This is a genomic window from Streptomyces sp. NBC_01003, from assembly GCF_045162695.1.
Classification (GTDB): Bacteria; Actinomycetota; Actinomycetes; order Streptomycetales; family Streptomycetaceae; genus Streptomyces.
The window spans coordinates 9,449,191-9,465,230 of sequence record NZ_CP108707.1; the positions used below are offsets into that span (position 1 = coordinate 9,449,191).

A 16,040-nucleotide genomic window follows, 5' to 3' on the forward strand; every position below is an offset into this window, starting at 1 on the left:
ACCAAGAGAAACACTGGCCCCGATCCCGACACCGATCCATCGCTCACACCGTCACGGAGACGTTCAGACATGGTGCCCCTCGACCCACCCACGGATGAGGAACTCACCCGCCGGGCCCAGGCCGGCGAGACCGGATCCCTCGGTCTGCTGCTGGCCCGCCACCAGGCGCCGATGCGGGCGGTGGCGATGAGCCTGCTCGGTCACGGCCCCGACGCGGAGGACGCGGTGCAGGACGCCGCGTTGACCGCGCTGCGGCGCATCGGGGACGTGAGAGACCCCGCGGCCGTGGGAGCGTGGCTGCGGGCGGTCGTGCGCAACACCTCCCGCATGCGCCTGCGCGCCACTCGGGAGACGCCAGGCCTTGACGGGCTTGACCTCCTGCACCTTCGCGACCATGGTTCGACGCCCCCCGATCAGCTCATCGAGCAGCACGCGATGCGTGACTGGATCTGGGGCGCGGTGGAGGAGCTTCCGCAACAGCTGAGACTGGTGCTGATGCTGCGCCACTTCAGCGGCATCACGTCCTACCAGGAGATCGCCGACGCGTGCGAGGTGCCGGTCGGCACGGTGCGCAGCCGGCTCAGCCAGGCCAGGGCGAGAATGGCGCAGGTGCTCCTGTCGACCGCCGCGCAGGCGCACGACGACGCGGCCGCGCTCACCGAGGAAAGCAGGCACGAGGCCGTGGCGACTCTGCAGGCGTCCGAGCGCGGCTCCCTGCCCAGGGAGATCTCGGAGCTGTGGCCGGAGGAGACCAAACTGGTCGGCATCCTGAACCGGCCGGGGGAGCGTGTCCATCCCGTCCCGGTCATGCGCCGGACCCTGGAGGCCGGGGTGCGCCAGCGTCTGCGCCATGTGATCGCGAGCCGCGACATCATCATCTGGGAGATGGATGTCACCAACCCCGTCGGCGCGGTCAATCCCTGCCCGTCGAACCTGGCCTGGCTCATGTTCCGCAGCGAGGGACGGGTCCAAAGGCTCCGGGTGGTGTTCCCGGGGCCGGAGCGGCGGGCGTCGCTTCAGGAGGGTGGCTGACGGGTGGCGGCTACCGGCCTGTCGTCCACCCCGCCTTCGCGGCCGAACTACGCAGTACGTCCGCCGGGGTTGGTGAACGGGCAGATATGTTGGGCCGATGTCTGAGCCGCCATCGATCCTGTTGCTGTCCGGAAGCCTGCGGACCGATTCCTCCAACGAGGCCGTGCTGCGCACCGTGCAGGCCCTGGCCTCCCCGCCGGTGCGCACGGTCATGTACGACGGGTTGGCCGCCCTTCCGCATTTCAACCCGGACGACGACGCGGATCCGTTGCCGACTCCCGTGGCTGGATTGCGCGCGGCGATCGCGGAGGCGACCGCGATCTTGATCTGCACGCCGGAGTACGCGGGCACGCTGCCGGGTTCGTTCAAGAACCTGCTGGACTGGACAGTGGGCGGCACCGAGATCTGCGACAAGCCCGTGGCCTTCGTGAACGCGGCCTCCCCCGGCCGGGGCGAGGGTGCGGCGGCGACGCTGCGAACGGTGCTCGGCTACACGGGCGCCGACATCGTGGAATCGGCCTGCTCGAGGATCCCGGTGGAGCGCCGGATGGTCGGCACGGACGGAGTGATCACGGACGCGGCGGCGCGCGGGCGACTCGGCGAGGTGCTTGGTCTGCTGGCAGGTCTGCATGCACCGGCCGCTGAGCCCGACGAGACGTAGTTCCATCCCTGGCCCCGCACGCGGCCGGTCGGCGCCTACTGCGGCTCCGTCGCGATCTGGATCAGGTTGCCGCAGGTGTCGTCGAAGACAGCGGTGGTGACGGGGCCCATCTCCAGGGGGGCCTGGGTGAAGGTGACGCCGAGGTTGCTCAGGCGCTCGTACTCCGCCTGCACGTCGTCGACCGCGAACTGGGCGAGCGGGATGCCGTCCGCGATGAGCGCGTCGCGGAAGGGCTTGACGGCGGGGTGGTCGGCGGGCTCCAGGAGGAGTTCGGTGCCGCCGAGCTCGTCCGGTGAGACGACGGTCAGCCACCGGTGCTTCTCGCCCACCGGGACGTCGTGTTTCTTCACGAAGCCGAGGATCTCGGTGTAGAAGCGTTCGGCCTTGGCCTGGTCGTCGACGAGGACGCTGGTCAGGTGGATCTTCATGGGGTGCTCTCCTCCGGTCCGGATGTGTGGGGCGCGGGCACGGGCCATCGCTCGACGATGTGCCGTAGTGGCTCCGTGTTCAGCTCGTGGAACTTGTAGCGGCCTTCACGCCTGGTCTCGACGAGCCCGGCTGCCTCGAGCACGGCAAGGTGCTGGGAGACCCCCTGGCGCGAGATGCCGAGCTGGTGCTTCATGCTCAGCCGCCCGCAGATCTCGAACAGTGTCTGTCCGGACTTCTCCGTGAGCTCGTCGAGGATGGTGCGGCGGGTGGGGTCGGCCAAGGCTTTGAAGAGATCGTCGGCCATGGCCGAATGATAGGCAACTCCTCGCTTGCCTATCAAGTCGAGGCGCCCGAGGTGGCGAATTCCGTCGTGTTCCGCGCTATTGCATTAGCGCTGTTATATTAGCGCTGTGACATCTTCTGACCCCACCGCGCTGCCCGACCCCTGGCACTCGCTGCACGAGCTGCTGGCCGCCATGGATGCCGAGATCGAGCAGGTCTACGTCGAGCGTGGCATCAAGGGGGTGCGGCCGCGGTTCGCGTACCCGCTGATCCGGCTCGCCCACACCGGACCGCTCACCATCCGCGAGCTCGCGGAGTCCCTGAACCGCTCGCACTCCGCGATCAGCCAGACCATCGCCGCCATGCGCAAGGAGGATCTGGTCACCTCCGAACCGGGGCCCGACGCCCGCACCCGGCGGATCAACCTGACCGAGCGCGGACGTTCGCTGGTGCCGTTCCTGGAGGCCGAGTGGCGGGCCACGCACGCGACGGTCGCCGAACTGGACGGTGAGACCCCGCACGCGATGACCGCTGTCGTCGAGGAGGTGCGGCGGGCGCTGGAGCAACGGTCGATGCGCGAGCGCATCCTCCACCACCTGGCCGAGCCGCCGCAGTGAAAGTGGGGGTGCGGTTCCTCGACACCCGCCCGCTGCGTGGCAGCCGACCGTTCCGGCACCTGTGGATCGGCACCTCGGCATCCCAACTCGGCGGCCAGATAGCGACCGTGGCGGTGCTCGCCCAGGTCTGGGACCTGACCGGCAGCACAGTGGGCACCGGCGCCATCGGGCTCGCCACCGGCCTGCCGATGGTGCTGTTCGGACTGATCGGCGGCACGCTGGCCGACAGTGTCGACCGCCGGGCGCTGGTGAGGGCCACTACGGCAGGCCAACTGCTGGTCGCCGCAGGGCTGTCGACTCAGGCCCTGGCGGGCAACCGGAACGTGTTCCTGCTGCTCGCCCTGGTTGCTGCCGGGACCGCCTGTGGCGCGCTGGGTGCCCCGGCCCGGCGCACGTTCCCGGTCCGGCTGCTGCCGGCCGACCAGGTAGCGGCCGGCCTCGCGCTGACGAACATCTCCTTCCAGGTGGCGATGCTGGCCGGGCCCGCACTGGCCGGGCTGATCATCGCCCGCTGGGACCTCTCTGCCGCGTACGCCGCCCAGGCGGTGGCCACGGTGGTCTCGATGCTCGCGGTGATCCGTCTTCCGGCCATGAGGCCCGAGGGTGCGGATGCAGCTGTCGCCGAGCGGCGCCCGCAGCGAGGCGGTTGGCGGATCGTCCTGCGTCGCCCGACGCTGTGGGGCTCGATGGTCACCGACCTGTCCGCGACGCTCCTCGCCATGCCGATCGCGCTGTTCCCGCTGGTGAACGAGATCCGCTTCGGCGGCAACCCGCAGACACTCGGCCTGTTCCTCTCGGCCATCGCGGTCGGCGGGATCACGGCCGGCCTTCTCTCCGGCACGGTGACACGCTGGCGCCGCGGCGGCCTGGTCCAGCTGGGCGCGGCTGCCGTCTGGGGCCTGGCGCTGGCCGGCTTCGGCCTCTCCGGGCCGCTGTGGCCGGCCCTCGGCTGCCTGGCCGTGGCAGGTGCCGCCGACACCGTCTCCGTGGTCACCCGCAGTGCGCTGGTTCAGTTGGAGACCCCGGACGCGTACCGGGGGAGAGTCTCCTCCGTGGAACATGTCATCGGCGTCGCGGGCCCCGAACTCGGCAATTTCCGGGGCGGGTTGATGGCTTCGGCGACCTCCGCCCCCTTCGCTCTGGTCGTCGGCGGCCTGTCCGCCACGCTGGCGGTCGCGACGGTGGCAGCGACCAACGCCCCCCTCCGCGCCTACCGCACGCCGCGCACCCCCAACAATCGCCGGAGCGAGGAGCCTTACGGAGGCCCGTCGTCCGAAACTGCAGACGCCGCGCCGAAATATGACGGCTCAGAGACAGGATGAGGCCAATGAGTGAACCCGAGTTGGACCGCCACTGAAGAAAGAATTGGCCAATTGTCGATCGCATTACCGATAGCCGCAGTTCATAGCCGTCTCCGACGTCTTTGACGCACCTGCGAGGCGCATTTCCTGCCAACCGGCGACGCAACCAAGCGAATACCACGGGAGTCACATGTAGTTGTTAGAGGCACATACTCCTCATGGAGGCAATGCAATGCACTCTCGTCCCTTAAGCCGCCGTACGCTGCGCGCCGCGTCGGCGGTGATGCTGGCTGTCGGTGCGGGGCTTGCCGGCCCCGTCCTGCTGGCCGGAACGGCCGGTGCCGCGACGTCGCCGGCCACCGCCGCGATCGACGGCCGTGCGGTCGCCTACACCGCCGCCCCCGGTCAGACCAACGACGTGACCGTCACAGCGTCGAAGAACGGAGCTGACATCACGTACCTCATCGACGACGTGGTCACGATCAGCGCGGGCGACGGCTGCTCGTACCCGAGCGGCACGGACCAGACCGAGGTCACCTGCACGATCACCACGGTGGACAGCCAGGACCCGTACGCCTCCCTCGAGTTGTTCCTCGGTGATGGCAACGATGTCCTCACCCACGACAACCAGACCGACGAGACGTACAACTTCGCCTCGATCGACATGGGCGACGGCAAGGACACCCTGACCGAGACCGGCGGCGTTCAGGGCAATGGCGTCACTGGTGGAGCGGGCGACGACAACCTCTCCGTGGGTCCGGTCACGGTGGTGCTCGGCGGTGACGGCAACGACACGATCGACGCCGCCGACGGCACCATCGCGCAGGGCGGCATCGGCAACGACACCATCCACTCCAGGGGCGAGGACAGCGCCGTCGACGGCGGTGCCGGCCGCGACTCGATCTACGGAGGTGCGGACAGGCAGATCCTGTCCGGCGGCGACGACAACGACACGATCCGCGGCGGCGACGGGAGCGACTACCTGTACGGCGGCAGGGGCGACGACGTTCTGTACGGCGAAGCCGGCGACGACACGATCTACGGGAACAGCGGCAACGACAAGCTGTACGGGGGAGCCGGCACGGACACCCTCTCGGGCGGACCCGGCACGAACGTCGTCCACCAGGACTGACGTCCCATCCGCCGGCCCGGGAACTCCCAGTGCCCGGGCCGGCGTCGGCTGCCCTCACTGACGTGCCTCCGACGAAACTCGCAGCCCCTCACGCGGTGTGCTCGTGGCGTAGGTTCCGTACCTCGGAGGGATGCCGCGAAGGCCGCGCGACCGGTCCGGACGGGGGTACGGATGGAGCTTTCCGGTGTGACCCGCAACGTCGCCGGTGGAGGAGACAAGAAGACGACGAGACTGTGGCACGTCCCCACGGGTCAGCTCCGCTGGAAGCTGTCCGGCCGGACTTCCTGCACAAGCCTCGCGTTCAGCCCGGACGGAGAAGTCCTCGCCACCGCCCACGGCGCATCTACCGTGCACCTCAAGGACACCCGCACTGGTGAGGATCTCCGCGTACTGGACGGACAGCCGCAAAGAGTCACCTCCCTGGCCTTCGCCCCGGACGGCCGCACCGTGGCCGGCGGCGGCCACGACGGCGTGATCCACCTCTGGGACGCGGCCACCGGAGACCGGCGACTCGCCCTGACCGGGCACGTCGGGCCGGTGATCTGCGTGGCGTTCGGCCCCGACGGACACACCCTTGCCAGCGGTGGCCAGGACCGGGTGATCCGGCTCTGGGACGTGCGGATTCGTTGGACGGGGCTTGTTGCCGGTCGGGAACGGCCGGCCGAAGCGGATTCGCGGTTCAGCCCCTCGCGAGCTCGGTCAGCGCGTCGAGACGGGTGGGTGTCCAGCCGAGTTCGCGGCGGGCACGGGCGCCGGTGAACTGCTGGTCGAGGGCGAATGCCTCGGCGACCGGGCCCATCCGCCGCACGGCCTCCTCGAGCGTCAGCGAGTCGATACTGCCCGGGCACCCGACGGCCTGGCTGAGGGCTCGGGTGATGTCCGCCAGTGGGACGTTCTGGTCGCTGACCCCGGCGTAGGCCGAACCGGCCGGGGCATTCAGAGCCAGTACGTACAGCTCGGCGAGGTCGTCCACGTGGACCAGGGCCCAGTGGTTGGAGCCGTCCCCGATGCAGGGCACGGCGCCGGCGGCGCGTCCCGGCTCGGCGAAGAACGACTGCACAAGGCCGCCGGAGTGGCCGTAGACGAGTCCCGGCATCACCACCACCGGGCGCTCCCCGGTGGCGGCCCGCGCGAGCACGCGCTTCTCGTTCTCCAGCCGCCACGAGGTGATGCGCGGCGGGCTGAGCGGGGCGGTCTCATCGACGACTCCGTCGGTGTTCCCGTACACCCAGACCCCGCCTGTGTGTACATACGGGTGGCTTGCCGCGCCGTCCTGCAGGGCCTCCGCCGCGACGCGGTCGACGTCCGCGGTGCCCTCGGCGTAGTCCACCCCCAGGTGGATCACTCCGTCGGCCTGGCGGGCCGCCTCACGAAGGACGTCGGTGTCGGTGAGCGCCCCCGCGACAGGCGTCGCGCCCAGGTCCGACACGGTGCGCGCCGAGCGTTCGCTGCGCGCCAGCGCCGTCACCTCGATGCCACGCCGGATGAGCGCCTTGATGGTGGAGCGGCCGATGTACCCGGAGCCGCCCGTGATGAAGACCTGCATCGCCCTCACGGTCCTTTCGCATGGCGGCGGGAGGTCCGCCGCTCCTCCACCCTGGCCCCGTGCCGTACCCCGCGTCCAAGACCTAGTCCGTCGTCGGTGATGCCCTCAGGGCATCAGTGCTGTGCAACGGCGATGTCGGCGAATTCCTGCAGCAGCGGGGACTGCCGGTGAGCGCTCCAGGCAAGGCACACCTCGTTGGGGCCGATGTCGTCGATGGGTACGTGGGCGACATCCGTGTGGGTGTAGTACGCCGCGGTCGAGAGCGGAAGGACGACGACGCCGCCGGAGGTCGCGACGTGTTCGAGCTTCTCCTCGACGCTGCGGAACACGGGCGGCGGCCCGGATGCCTCGCCGCCGGTCCGGTCGGGGAGGTCGCGCCACTCGGGGACGGCGTCGGGGTCCTGGAGCAGGCGCTCGGCGGCCAGGTCCGCGATACCGATGGACTCCTTGCCCGCGAGGCGGTGATGCGCCGGCACGACGGCGACGCGCGGTTCCCGGTAGACCGGGCGCAGAACCAGGCCGCTGTGGTCGACCGGCAACCGTACGAAGCTCACGTCGAGAAGCCCCTCGTGCACCGCCTGAACCTGGTTCTCCCAGGAGGTGCGCACCACCTCCACGCCGAGGTCGGGATGTCTGGCGGCGAAGGCCCGCACCGCGCCGGTCACGGTGATCCCGGGCATGAAGCCGACCGTGAAGGTCGACGTCCCGTGCGCGGCCCGCTGGACACGAAGCTGGAGCGCCTGCGCGCCGGCCAGCAGGGGACGGGCGTCCTCCAGCAGCTGGCGGCCTGCCTCCGTCAGCTCCGTGGACTGTTTGTTCCTGGCGAACAACTGCGCGCGCAATTCATGCTCCAGGGCGCGGATCTGCCGGGAGAGCACCGGTTGCGTGATGTGCAGTCGCTCCGCGGCCCGGCCGAAGTGCAACTCCTCGGCCACGACCACGAAATAGCGCAGCTTGCGCAGATCGACATCCACTACATTTCCCACCGTTCCCGCTGTGCAGACGCCATGCGCCCAGGCTAATCCTCCGTACCTGCGTCGTGATGCGACGCTCTCGCGCCGGGAGCATCGGGGGCAGAATGAACAGGGTGAAGTACGTGCTGCTCATCTGCGACGACGAGAAAGCTTCTCCCAGTAACGAGGAGCTGGAGGCGGATCCGACACACCAGGCCTGGCTCGCGGATCTCGACCGGCGGGGCGGCATGCTTGTCGGCGCGCGGCTGCGTCCGGTGGTGGACGCGACCACGGTCCGGGTCCGGGACGGCGAAACCCTGGTGTCGGACGGCCCGTTCGCGGAGACCAAGGACTTCGTCGGCGGCTTCGTCATCGTCGAGTGTGCGGACCTGGACGAGGCGATCGCGATCGCCGAGGGCCATCCGTACGCGCGCTGGGGTGGCGTCGAGATCCGCCCGGTCTGGGAATGACCGCGCCGGACGACCGGGTCCGGACGGCCGTCGACGAGGCGTTCCGGGGCGAGTGGGGCCAGGTGGTCGCGACCCTGATCGGGACGACGGGCGACTGGGACCTGGCCGAGGACTGCGCGCAGGACGCGTTCGCCGCAGCGCTGACGACCTGGGCGCGCGACGGCGTGCCGCGCCGCCCCGGCGCATGGCTCACCACCACCGCCCGCAACCGCGCCACCGACCGGCTGCGGCGCGACGCCGCGGGTGCGGCCAAGCTGCGCCGGCTCGCCGTGATCACCCGCGACCCGGATGAACCGCCGGTGGAGGACATCCCGGACGAGCGGTTGCGGCTGATCTTCACCTGCTGCCATCCCGCGCTGCCCTTCCCCGCACGGGTCGCGCTCACCCTCCGTACGCTGGCCGGGCTGAGCACCGCCGAGATCGCCCGTGCCTTCCTGACCGCCGAGCCGACGATGGCGCAGCGCCTGGTCCGCGCCAAACGCAAGATCGCCGAGGCCGGCATCCCGTACCGCGTGCCACCCGCCGACCTGCTCCCGCAGCGACTCGCCGCCGTCCTCGCCGTGCTCTACCTGATCTTCAACGAGGGGTACGACGACGCGGGTGCGGACGACCGCCGGGCGCTGACCGCCGAAGCGATCCGGCTGGCCCGGGTCCTGATCCGGCTGATGCCCGCCGAATCCGAGCCACGCGGGCTGCTCGCCCTGATGCTGCTGCACGAGGCGCGGCGCATGACCCGTACGTCCGACGGCGTGCTCGTCACACTGGAGAAGCAGGACCGGAGCCGGTGGGATCAGGGGCTGATCGCCGAGGGGGTGGAGACCCTTGACGAGGCGCTGGCCACGAGGCGCAGTGGGCCGTACCAGGTACAGGCCGCCATCGCCGCCTGTCATGCCACCGCGCCCGACACGGAGAGCACGGACTGGCCGCAGATCGCGGTGCTGTACGCGGAGCTGGCCCGGTTGGCCCCGTCCCCGGTGGTCGAGCTGAACCGGGCGGTGGCGGTCGCGATGGCGGACGGCATCCCGGCCGGCCTGGCGCTGGTCGACGAGCTGGCCGCATCCGGGCGGCTCGACGGCTACCACCTGCTGCCCGCGACCCGGGCCGACCTGCTGCGCCGCTCCGGCCGGAGGGCCGAGGCCAGGCACGCGTACGAGGAAGCGGTGAAACTGGCGCCGACTGAGGCCGAGCGCCGCTATCTGACAAGCCGGATCCGGGAGCTGACCAGCGGAAACGGCGAGCTGTGAGCGACGTCGTGCACATCCGGCGAATTTTTTCGCCGTCGGTGTCGATCCGGGGGGTCCGTCTTCGTCGGTGGGGTGACAGTCGCTCCGGAGTGAGCCGGAGAAGACGCTCCGGACAAGGACATGAAGGGATGAGTTCTCATGAGCACCGAAACGAGCGCACCCGCCCCCAAGGCCGTCGACCGAGCCGCCTACCAGGCGGAACTGGACGCGCTGCGGATCCGGGAGAAGGCGTATACCCGTGAAGGCGACGCGATCGCGGCGGCCCGCCGCCGGCTGCCCATGGTGGAAGTGGACGCCGGCGCCCCGCTGACCGGTTCGTCCGGTCGGGTCACGCTGCTGGACGCGTTCGAGGGCCGCACGCAGCTCATCGCGTACTTCCAGATGTGGCACGCCGGCCACCCCGCCGCCGACCAGTGCGAGGGCTGCACGTTCTTCAACAGTCAGGTCCGCGAGCTGTCCTACCTGCACTCCCGAGACGTCACCTACGCGACGCTGTGCCAGGGCCCGTACGAGGTGAGCGTCCGTTACCGCGACTTCATGGGCTGGGACGTGCCCTGGTACTCGGCCGAGGAGTCGATCGACACGCTGATGGCGGGGCGCGGCCCGTTCATGCTGGCGTGCTATCTGCGCCAGGGAGACCGCGTGTTCGAGACGTACTGGACCACAGGCCGCGGCGTCGAGGCCATGGATCAGACGTACAGCCTGCTGGACCGGACGGCGTACGGGCGGCAGGAGTCGTGGGAGGAATCGCCCGACGGCTGGCCGCAGATCAGCGGTAACTACCTGCGCACCGACGGACGCCCCACCGCCCAGTGGCCCCGCCTGGACGCCGGACGCTCCGACGAACTGGAAGCCGCCGGGAGCTAGGGTCTTTCGTTTGGATCACGCCGGGCTCGCGGGGTCTGGTGCCGCACCTCGCGGCGTTGCCGTCAGTTGCCGACTCCCCAAGCTCTCGGCTGCGCTCGAGCAGGGGGGACCCCCATGACCCCGCTCCCTGATCCGGCCTGATCCAAACGGAAGACCCTAGTCGTTCAACCGCCTTACGGCTGACGGGAATTCAGATCCACCCCCGGCGCGCCGCGATCACCCCCGCCTGGAAGCGGTTCGCGGCGCCCAGCTCTTCGTGGAGGCGGCTGATCCGGCGCCGCATCGTCCGTACCGACCAGCCCAACTGGCGGGCTATCGCCTCGTCCTTGAGGCCGCCGACGAGGAGGGTCAGCATCTGGCGGTCCTCCTCGCCGAGGGGGTCTTCCTCGGCGGGGGCACCCAGTGGGGTCGCGGTGCGCCAGCACAGTTCCCAGTAGTCGATCAGGCCGTCGAGCAGGGCTGACGGGCGGATGACGGCGGCGCGTACCTCGGTGGTGAAGTCGAGGGTGAGCGGCATCAGGGCGAGGCGGCGGTCGGAGATCGCCAGCTTGATGCGCAGGCCCGGCAGTACGCGGGCCTGCTCGCCGTGCGCCACCAGCTCACGGATGTCGCCCAGGACGCCGGGCCACTCCAGCGCCTCGGGTGCGTAGACGGCGCGATAGCGGACACCCCGGGTGAGGGCTGTCGCCTCGACCGGGTTGGAGGTGGTCAGCGCGTACGGGGGGCGGTCCAGGGTGATGACCTCGTCGCGCGCTTCCTGCTGAAGCTGTACGAACCAGCGGCCCAACGCCTCGCCGCCGGTGATGACTTCGACCTGTTCGGAGCCGCCCAGCCGGGCTGCGGCAAACAGCCGCGACAGCTCGCCGGCCGCCGCCCGGACGCCGTCGAGGTCGGCGGTTCGGGAGCGGACCAGAGACTCCAGGGCCGCGCCCGGCTCAATGGCCGCGTACCGGCGGCGGGTTCCGGCGAGCCGTCCGACCAGTCCGTTCTCGCGCAGCCGGTCGAGGGCGCGGGCCACTCGCTCGGTGGAGCAGGACAGATCACCCGCGAGGTCGGCGGGCGCGGCGGTGTGCCGGACGAGGATCGCGCGGTAGACGCTCTCGTCGAAGGCTTCGATTCCGGCGGCGGTCAGCTGAGGCATGGGCGGATCTTGGCCCGTGTGTGCCAGCGGCAGCAATGGGCCAGGCCAAATCGTTGTCTGGACCACTCGCGTCCGATTAATTCGTCTGGCATGACCCCTCGAAGAACCTTCACTGCCGGGCTCACGGCCGCCGTCATCAGCGGCCTGCTGTCCGCGGTGCCCCAGTCCGCCGGTGCGGACCCACACCAGGACCCCGAGCAGCGCGTCATCGTCAGGCTGTCCGGGGATGCCGCCGCGACGGGCAAGGGCACGCTGCGGTCCGCCGACGCCGAGGAGATCGGCGCCGACCGCGCCTCCCTCGCCGCCCGGCAGAAGACGTTCCTCGGCGACGCGAAGGCCGCCGGGCTGGGCACCGGTTCCCCGCGCCGCCTGAACCTGCTGCTCAACGCGGTCGCCGTGACCGTGAAGGCCTCCGAGGTCGCCGGGCTGAAGCAACTGCCCGGGGTTGCCTCCGTCGTCCCCGACACCAAGGTGCACATCCTCACCGACGACAGCGTGCCGCTGATCAACGCGCCGCAGGTCTGGCAGCGCAAGGACCCGGCGGGTAACGGCGCCGACGGCAAGGGCGTCACCGTCGCCATCCTCGACAGCGGCGTCGACTACAGCCACCCGGACCTGGGCGGCGCCCTCGGCAAGGGCCACAAGGTCGTCGGCGGCTACGACTTCGTCAACGGCGACGCCGACCCGATGGACGACAACGGCCACGGCACCCATGTCGCCGGGATCATCGCGGGCAAGGCCGCCGAGAAGGGCGGCGTCACCGGTGTGGCGCCGGGCGCTGACCTCCTCGCGTACAAGGTCATGGACGCCGCGGGGGAGGGCTACACCTCCGACATCGTCGCCGGCATCGAGGCCGCGATCGACCCGGCCAATCCGCACCGCGCCGATGTCATCAACATGAGCATCGGCGGCTACGGAGACGGGCACGATCCGCTCGGCATGGCCGCAACCACCGCCTCCGAGGCGGGAGTTGTCGTCGTCGCCTCGGCCGGCAACGAGGGCCCGGACAGTGGCACCGTCGGCTCCCCGGCCGCCGCCGACGGCGTCATAGCGGTCGGGGCCTCGATCAGCGGGCTGCGCATACCCGGCGCCGCCTACAAGGGCGGCAAGAAGATCCAGACGTACCGCGGCATGATCTCGGCGAACCCGCCCGCCAAGCCCGTCACCACCGAACTCGTCGACCTCGGCCAGGGCACCCCGGAGGACTGGGAGCGGGCCGGAGACGTCAAGGGCAGGGTCGTCCGCATCGACATGCTGGTCGCGGCCGTCCGTGACGACCTGTACGCCTCGGAGATCGAGACGGCCCGCGAGGCGGAGCGCCGCGGCGCGCTCGCCGTCATCGGCGGGCAGAACTCGGGCGGCGGACCGGTGCTCGCCGGAGGGCCGGACAGGGCCGGTCAGCCGGGCGGCTCGGGTCGGGCGGGTGGCCCGGGTCAGCCGCCGCCCGGCGCGGACGGCACCGTGCCGCTCGACCCGGCGACGTCCGTCAAGGAGTCGGGCGACTCGCTGCGCATGGACTCCATGGTCATGCTGGGCGTCGACGCCACCCAGTTCGCCGAGCTCGGCCGCCGCCTGGCGGACGGCAAGGTCGAGGTGACGATCAGCGGCACGGACGTCACCGACAAGATCGCGTCCTTCTCCTCGCGCGGCCCCGACCTGAACTGGAACCTCAAGCCGGACCTCGTCGCACCGGGTTACGACATCCGCTCGACGGTCCCCAAGTCCCGTTACGCGCCCGGCTATTACCGCATGTCGGGTACGTCGATGGCCGGACCGCACGTCGCCGGCGCCGCTGCCCTGCTGCGCCAGCTCCATCCCGGTGAGAGCCCGGCGAAGGTCACCTCCGAACTCGTGGGCAGTGCGAAGGAGTTGAAGGACTACGGGACGACGACCACCGGTTCCGGACGGCTCGACGTCGCCGCGGCCGCGGACCGGGCGGACGCCGCCATCACCACGACGCCGGCCACCCTCTCGTACGGGCTCGCCGACCTCTCCCGGCACACCGCGGGTGGCAGCAAGAAGCTCACGGTCAACAACTCCGGCACACGGACCCGCACCGTCCGGCTGAAGGTGAGCGGCGAGGCCCGGGTCAGCCCGCGCACCCTGCGCATCCCGGCCGGCGGCAGCGCCACCGCGACCGTCGCCCTCGGCGCCGACCGCCCCGAGGGCGAGGCCGAGATCAGCGGCACGGTCACGGTCACCCCCGAGCACGGGGCGGCCCTGCGCATCCCGTATCTCCTGGTCGTACGGCAGTTGTTCGTCCAGGCGGGTCCCGACCCGAGCGACGGCAGGTCCACCGCGGTCGTCTTCACACCGGCCCCGCTGGCGAAGCCGCCGGTGCTCACCGTGACACCGCCGCACGGCAGGCCCTACACGGTCACCACCAGACTCCGCTCCGGGAACGTCTACCAGGCGGAGATCACCGGCCGCGGCATCGGCGCCCATCTGGTCTCGGTGACCGGACGGACGACCGACGGCAAGACCCTGACGAGCAACCGCGACGGCTTCGAGGTCACCCCCGAGGACAGCCGCGACTCCCGCTGGCAGCCGGTCGGACCGAACTCGGAGAGCGGCAACATCACCACCGCGAAGAGCGACCCCAAGGCCGCCCTCCTCACCCAGTACAACAAGCTCGGTCCCTGGTCGACCGACGACAAGGGCGAGACCTGGAAGCAGCACCCCAGGCTGCCGATCGGCGACGTGAGCGGCCAGGCCTTCACCGTCGTCGACCCGAAGAACGCGAAGCGCTGGTGGTACGCCTCCAACTCCGCGTCCGGCATCCCCCGTACGAGCTCGATCCTGCGCACCGAGGACGGCGGCCGCACCTGGGAGACCCTGGACACGCCCGACGTCCCCCTTACCGCCTTCCTCGCCGACGATGCGACGAAGAGGCTCGTGGCCGTCACCCCCACCGATCTGCTGATCAGCAGGGACGGCGGCGACACCTGGGCCAAGGAGCCCATCGGCATCCCCGTCGACGAGGTGTACGACGTGGCGATCGGCGGCGACAGCCTGTACTTCACGGCGGGCAGGTCCCTCTGGAAGCGCTCCGGCCTCTCCACCGGCACACTCGGCCCGGCCACCAAGATCCATGAATCGACGGGCGGCAAGGTCTCCGTCACCGTCGCCGCGGACAGCCAGGTCGTCGCGATCTACGAGATCGGCTCGGGCGTCGTCGGCTCCTTCGACGGCGGCAAGACCTGGTCGACGCTGGACGACCATGGCGTCGGCGGTACGGGGATGACCCTCACCGGCGGCGACATGTACGTCAGCTACGGCGGCGACATCCGTGTCGGCCGCAACCACGGCCGGCAGTGGAGCACCATCCCGAGCGTCAACAACGCCTCGACGGCCTCGGACTTCGACCGCTGGGCCGATGGCTCCCTGACCGTCTCCGCGGAAGCCGCAGGTGTCTACCGGGGAACGGCCGAAGGCAAGGACTACCGCCGTCTAGGCGTCCAGGGCGGCACCGTCAACTCCCTTGCCGTCAGCGGAAACCAGCTCCTTGCGGCCGGCGAACAGGGCACGCACCGTGCGCAGCTCCCGGTGTCGGGGGCGGAGTGGGGCACCACCGGCGGCGAGGGCACCATCGGCCGCTCGACCCGTCTGCTCCAGACCTCCGCCAAGGACTCGCGGGTCGTCTGGCGGGTGCGCGGCGACGCCTTTGGCGGCTTCCACCTGGAGCGCAGCGGCGACTCAGGTGCCACCTGGGAGGAGAAGGGCGCCAGTAACGGCAGTGTGTTCGCCCTGGCCGTGCACCCCGCCGACCCCGACCGCGTCTACGTCTCGTACGGCAATCTGCAGGGCATGGGCCTGTTCTCCACCGAGGACGGCGGTGCCACCTGGAAGAACGTGCTCAACGACCAGACGTACTTCACCGCGGTCGCGGGTGACCCGAAGAACCCGGACCGGCTGTGGCTCGGTGCCCCCGACGGCCTCTACCGCTCGGACAACGGCGGTGACGACATCACCAAGGTCGCCGACGGACGCGTCGACACCATCGAGTTCGCCGGCTCGCGGCTGCTGACCGGCGGCGACGCCATCAAGGTCTCGACGGACGGCGGGAAGACCTTCCGCACCGGCGACACCGGCAAGCTGCCGGCGCGGGTCAGCGATCTGCTCCAGGTGGGCGGCACACTGTACGCGGCGACCACCAGTTACTGGGAGACGGCCCTGCCGCGCGGCGGCCGCGGAGTCCTGCGCTCCACGGACGGCGGCCGGACCTGGCAGAACATCTCCACCGGCCTGCAGAACCTCGACGCGACCACTCTCGCGGCCAATGGCGGCTGGCTGTACGTCGGCACGGTCCAGGGAGGCGTGCACCGCCTGAAACTCTGACCACTCCCGAATACGCGCCGCACGCGA

At 70.6% G+C, this 16,040-nt stretch carries 15 protein-coding genes; 10 read left to right on the forward strand and 5 right to left on the reverse strand.

Going from position 1 to position 16,040, the window contains the following annotated elements; translation table 11 throughout:
* The first annotated feature begins 69 nt into the window (after positions 1-69).
* A complete protein-coding gene (locus OG698_RS43430; protein WP_406109656.1) occupies positions 70-1,032 on the forward strand; it encodes an RNA polymerase sigma factor in 963 nt (320 codons plus the stop codon).
* A gap of 97 nt (positions 1,033-1,129) precedes the next feature.
* Positions 1,130-1,693 (forward strand): NADPH-dependent FMN reductase, encoded by a 564-nt coding sequence (locus OG698_RS43435; protein ID WP_406109657.1) that lies wholly within the window; start codon positions 1,130-1,132, stop codon positions 1,691-1,693.
* 35 nt (positions 1,694-1,728) lie between these two features.
* Here the strand turns inward: OG698_RS43435 and OG698_RS43440 are convergent, their stop codons facing one another.
* Entirely contained in the window at positions 1,729-2,121 is a 393-nt protein-coding gene (locus OG698_RS43440) for a VOC family protein (RefSeq protein WP_383090255.1), read from the reverse strand.
* Complete coding sequence (locus OG698_RS43445; RefSeq protein WP_406109658.1) at positions 2,118-2,426, reverse strand: ArsR/SmtB family transcription factor; 309 nt, start codon at positions 2,424-2,426, stop codon at positions 2,118-2,120. The genes OG698_RS43440 and OG698_RS43445 overlap by 4 nt, the downstream gene beginning before the upstream one ends.
* A gap of 106 nt (positions 2,427-2,532) precedes the next feature.
* Here OG698_RS43445 and OG698_RS43450 point away from each other — a divergent pair, with 106 nt between their 5' ends.
* From OG698_RS43450 to OG698_RS43465, 4 genes are all read left to right on the forward strand, one after another.
* Positions 2,533-3,021 (forward strand): MarR family winged helix-turn-helix transcriptional regulator, encoded by a 489-nt coding sequence (locus OG698_RS43450; protein WP_406109659.1) that lies wholly within the window; start codon positions 2,533-2,535, stop codon positions 3,019-3,021.
* Positions 3,018-4,343, forward strand: coding sequence for an MFS transporter (locus tag OG698_RS43455; RefSeq protein ID WP_406109660.1), 1,326 nt, complete (start codon positions 3,018-3,020; stop codon positions 4,341-4,343). Before OG698_RS43450 ends, OG698_RS43455 begins: the two co-directional genes overlap by 4 nt.
* A 262-nt stretch (positions 4,344-4,605) precedes the next feature.
* Complete coding sequence (locus tag OG698_RS43460) at positions 4,606-5,454, forward strand: calcium-binding protein (protein WP_406109661.1); 849 nt, start codon at positions 4,606-4,608, stop codon at positions 5,452-5,454.
* Between the two features lie 171 nt (positions 5,455-5,625).
* Entirely contained in the window at positions 5,626-6,213 is a 588-nt protein-coding gene (locus tag OG698_RS43465) for a WD40 repeat domain-containing protein (protein ID WP_406109662.1), read from the forward strand.
* Here OG698_RS43465 and OG698_RS43470 read toward each other — a convergent pair.
* On the reverse strand, positions 6,134-7,000 hold the full coding sequence (locus tag OG698_RS43470) for an NAD-dependent epimerase/dehydratase family protein (protein WP_406109663.1): 867 nt from the start codon (positions 6,998-7,000) through the stop codon (positions 6,134-6,136). The two genes, OG698_RS43465 and OG698_RS43470, sit on opposite strands and share 80 nt — an antisense overlap.
* A 113-nt stretch (positions 7,001-7,113) precedes the next feature.
* A complete protein-coding gene (locus OG698_RS43475) occupies positions 7,114-7,986 on the reverse strand; it encodes a LysR family transcriptional regulator (protein ID WP_406109664.1) in 873 nt (290 codons plus the stop codon).
* A 92-nt stretch (positions 7,987-8,078) separates the two neighbouring features.
* Between OG698_RS43475 and OG698_RS43480 the strand changes: the two genes are divergently transcribed.
* The 3 genes from OG698_RS43480 to OG698_RS43490 all read left to right on the forward strand — a co-directional run bounded on the left by OG698_RS43480 (position 8,079) and on the right by OG698_RS43490 (position 10,534).
* Positions 8,079-8,423, forward strand: a complete 345-nt coding sequence (locus tag OG698_RS43480; protein WP_399980996.1) for a YciI family protein — start codon at positions 8,079-8,081, stop codon at positions 8,421-8,423.
* Positions 8,420-9,667, forward strand: a complete 1,248-nt coding sequence (locus OG698_RS43485) for an RNA polymerase sigma factor (protein ID WP_406109665.1) — start codon at positions 8,420-8,422, stop codon at positions 9,665-9,667. The genes OG698_RS43480 and OG698_RS43485 overlap by 4 nt, the downstream gene beginning before the upstream one ends.
* A gap of 138 nt (positions 9,668-9,805) precedes the next feature.
* On the forward strand, positions 9,806-10,534 hold the full coding sequence (locus tag OG698_RS43490) for a DUF899 family protein (RefSeq protein ID WP_406109666.1): 729 nt from the start codon (positions 9,806-9,808) through the stop codon (positions 10,532-10,534).
* Between the two features lie 190 nt (positions 10,535-10,724).
* Here the strand turns inward: OG698_RS43490 and OG698_RS43495 are convergent, their stop codons facing one another.
* The gene (locus tag OG698_RS43495; protein ID WP_406109667.1) at positions 10,725-11,675 is read right to left on the reverse strand and encodes a helix-turn-helix domain-containing protein; all 951 of its coding nucleotides are present in this window, start codon (positions 11,673-11,675) and stop codon (positions 10,725-10,727) included.
* Positions 11,676-11,765: 90 nt separating this feature from the next.
* Here OG698_RS43495 and OG698_RS43500 point away from each other — a divergent pair, with 90 nt between their 5' ends.
* On the forward strand, positions 11,766-16,013 hold the full coding sequence (locus OG698_RS43500; protein WP_406109668.1) for a S8 family serine peptidase: 4,248 nt from the start codon (positions 11,766-11,768) through the stop codon (positions 16,011-16,013).
* Positions 16,014-16,040 lie beyond the last annotated feature (27 nt).

Excerpts from the sequence above, each read along its gene's own strand:
- OG698_RS43430 (WP_406109656.1), top strand. The coding sequence starts at position 70 with ATGGTGCCCCTCGACCCACCCACGGATGAGGAACTCACCCGCCGGGCC.
- OG698_RS43435 (WP_406109657.1), top strand. The coding sequence starts at position 1,130 with ATGTCTGAGCCGCCATCGATCCTGTTGCTGTCCGGAAGCCTGCGGACC.
- OG698_RS43440 (WP_383090255.1), bottom strand. The coding sequence starts at position 2,121 with ATGAAGATCCACCTGACCAGCGTCCTCGTCGACGACCAGGCCAAGGCC.
- OG698_RS43445 (WP_406109658.1), bottom strand. The coding sequence starts at position 2,426 with ATGGCCGACGATCTCTTCAAAGCCTTGGCCGACCCCACCCGCCGCACC.
- OG698_RS43460 (WP_406109661.1), top strand. The coding sequence starts at position 4,606 with ATGCTGGCTGTCGGTGCGGGGCTTGCCGGCCCCGTCCTGCTGGCCGGA.
- OG698_RS43465 (WP_406109662.1), top strand. The coding sequence starts at position 5,626 with ATGGAGCTTTCCGGTGTGACCCGCAACGTCGCCGGTGGAGGAGACAAG.
- OG698_RS43470 (WP_406109663.1), bottom strand. The coding sequence starts at position 7,000 with ATGCAGGTCTTCATCACGGGCGGCTCCGGGTACATCGGCCGCTCCACC.
- OG698_RS43480 (WP_399980996.1), top strand. The coding sequence starts at position 8,079 with ATGAACAGGGTGAAGTACGTGCTGCTCATCTGCGACGACGAGAAAGCT.
- OG698_RS43485 (WP_406109665.1), top strand. The coding sequence starts at position 8,420 with ATGACCGCGCCGGACGACCGGGTCCGGACGGCCGTCGACGAGGCGTTC.
- OG698_RS43490 (WP_406109666.1), top strand. The coding sequence starts at position 9,806 with ATGAGCACCGAAACGAGCGCACCCGCCCCCAAGGCCGTCGACCGAGCC.
- OG698_RS43495 (WP_406109667.1), bottom strand. The coding sequence starts at position 11,675 with ATGCCTCAGCTGACCGCCGCCGGAATCGAAGCCTTCGACGAGAGCGTC.
- OG698_RS43500 (WP_406109668.1), top strand. The coding sequence starts at position 11,766 with ATGACCCCTCGAAGAACCTTCACTGCCGGGCTCACGGCCGCCGTCATC.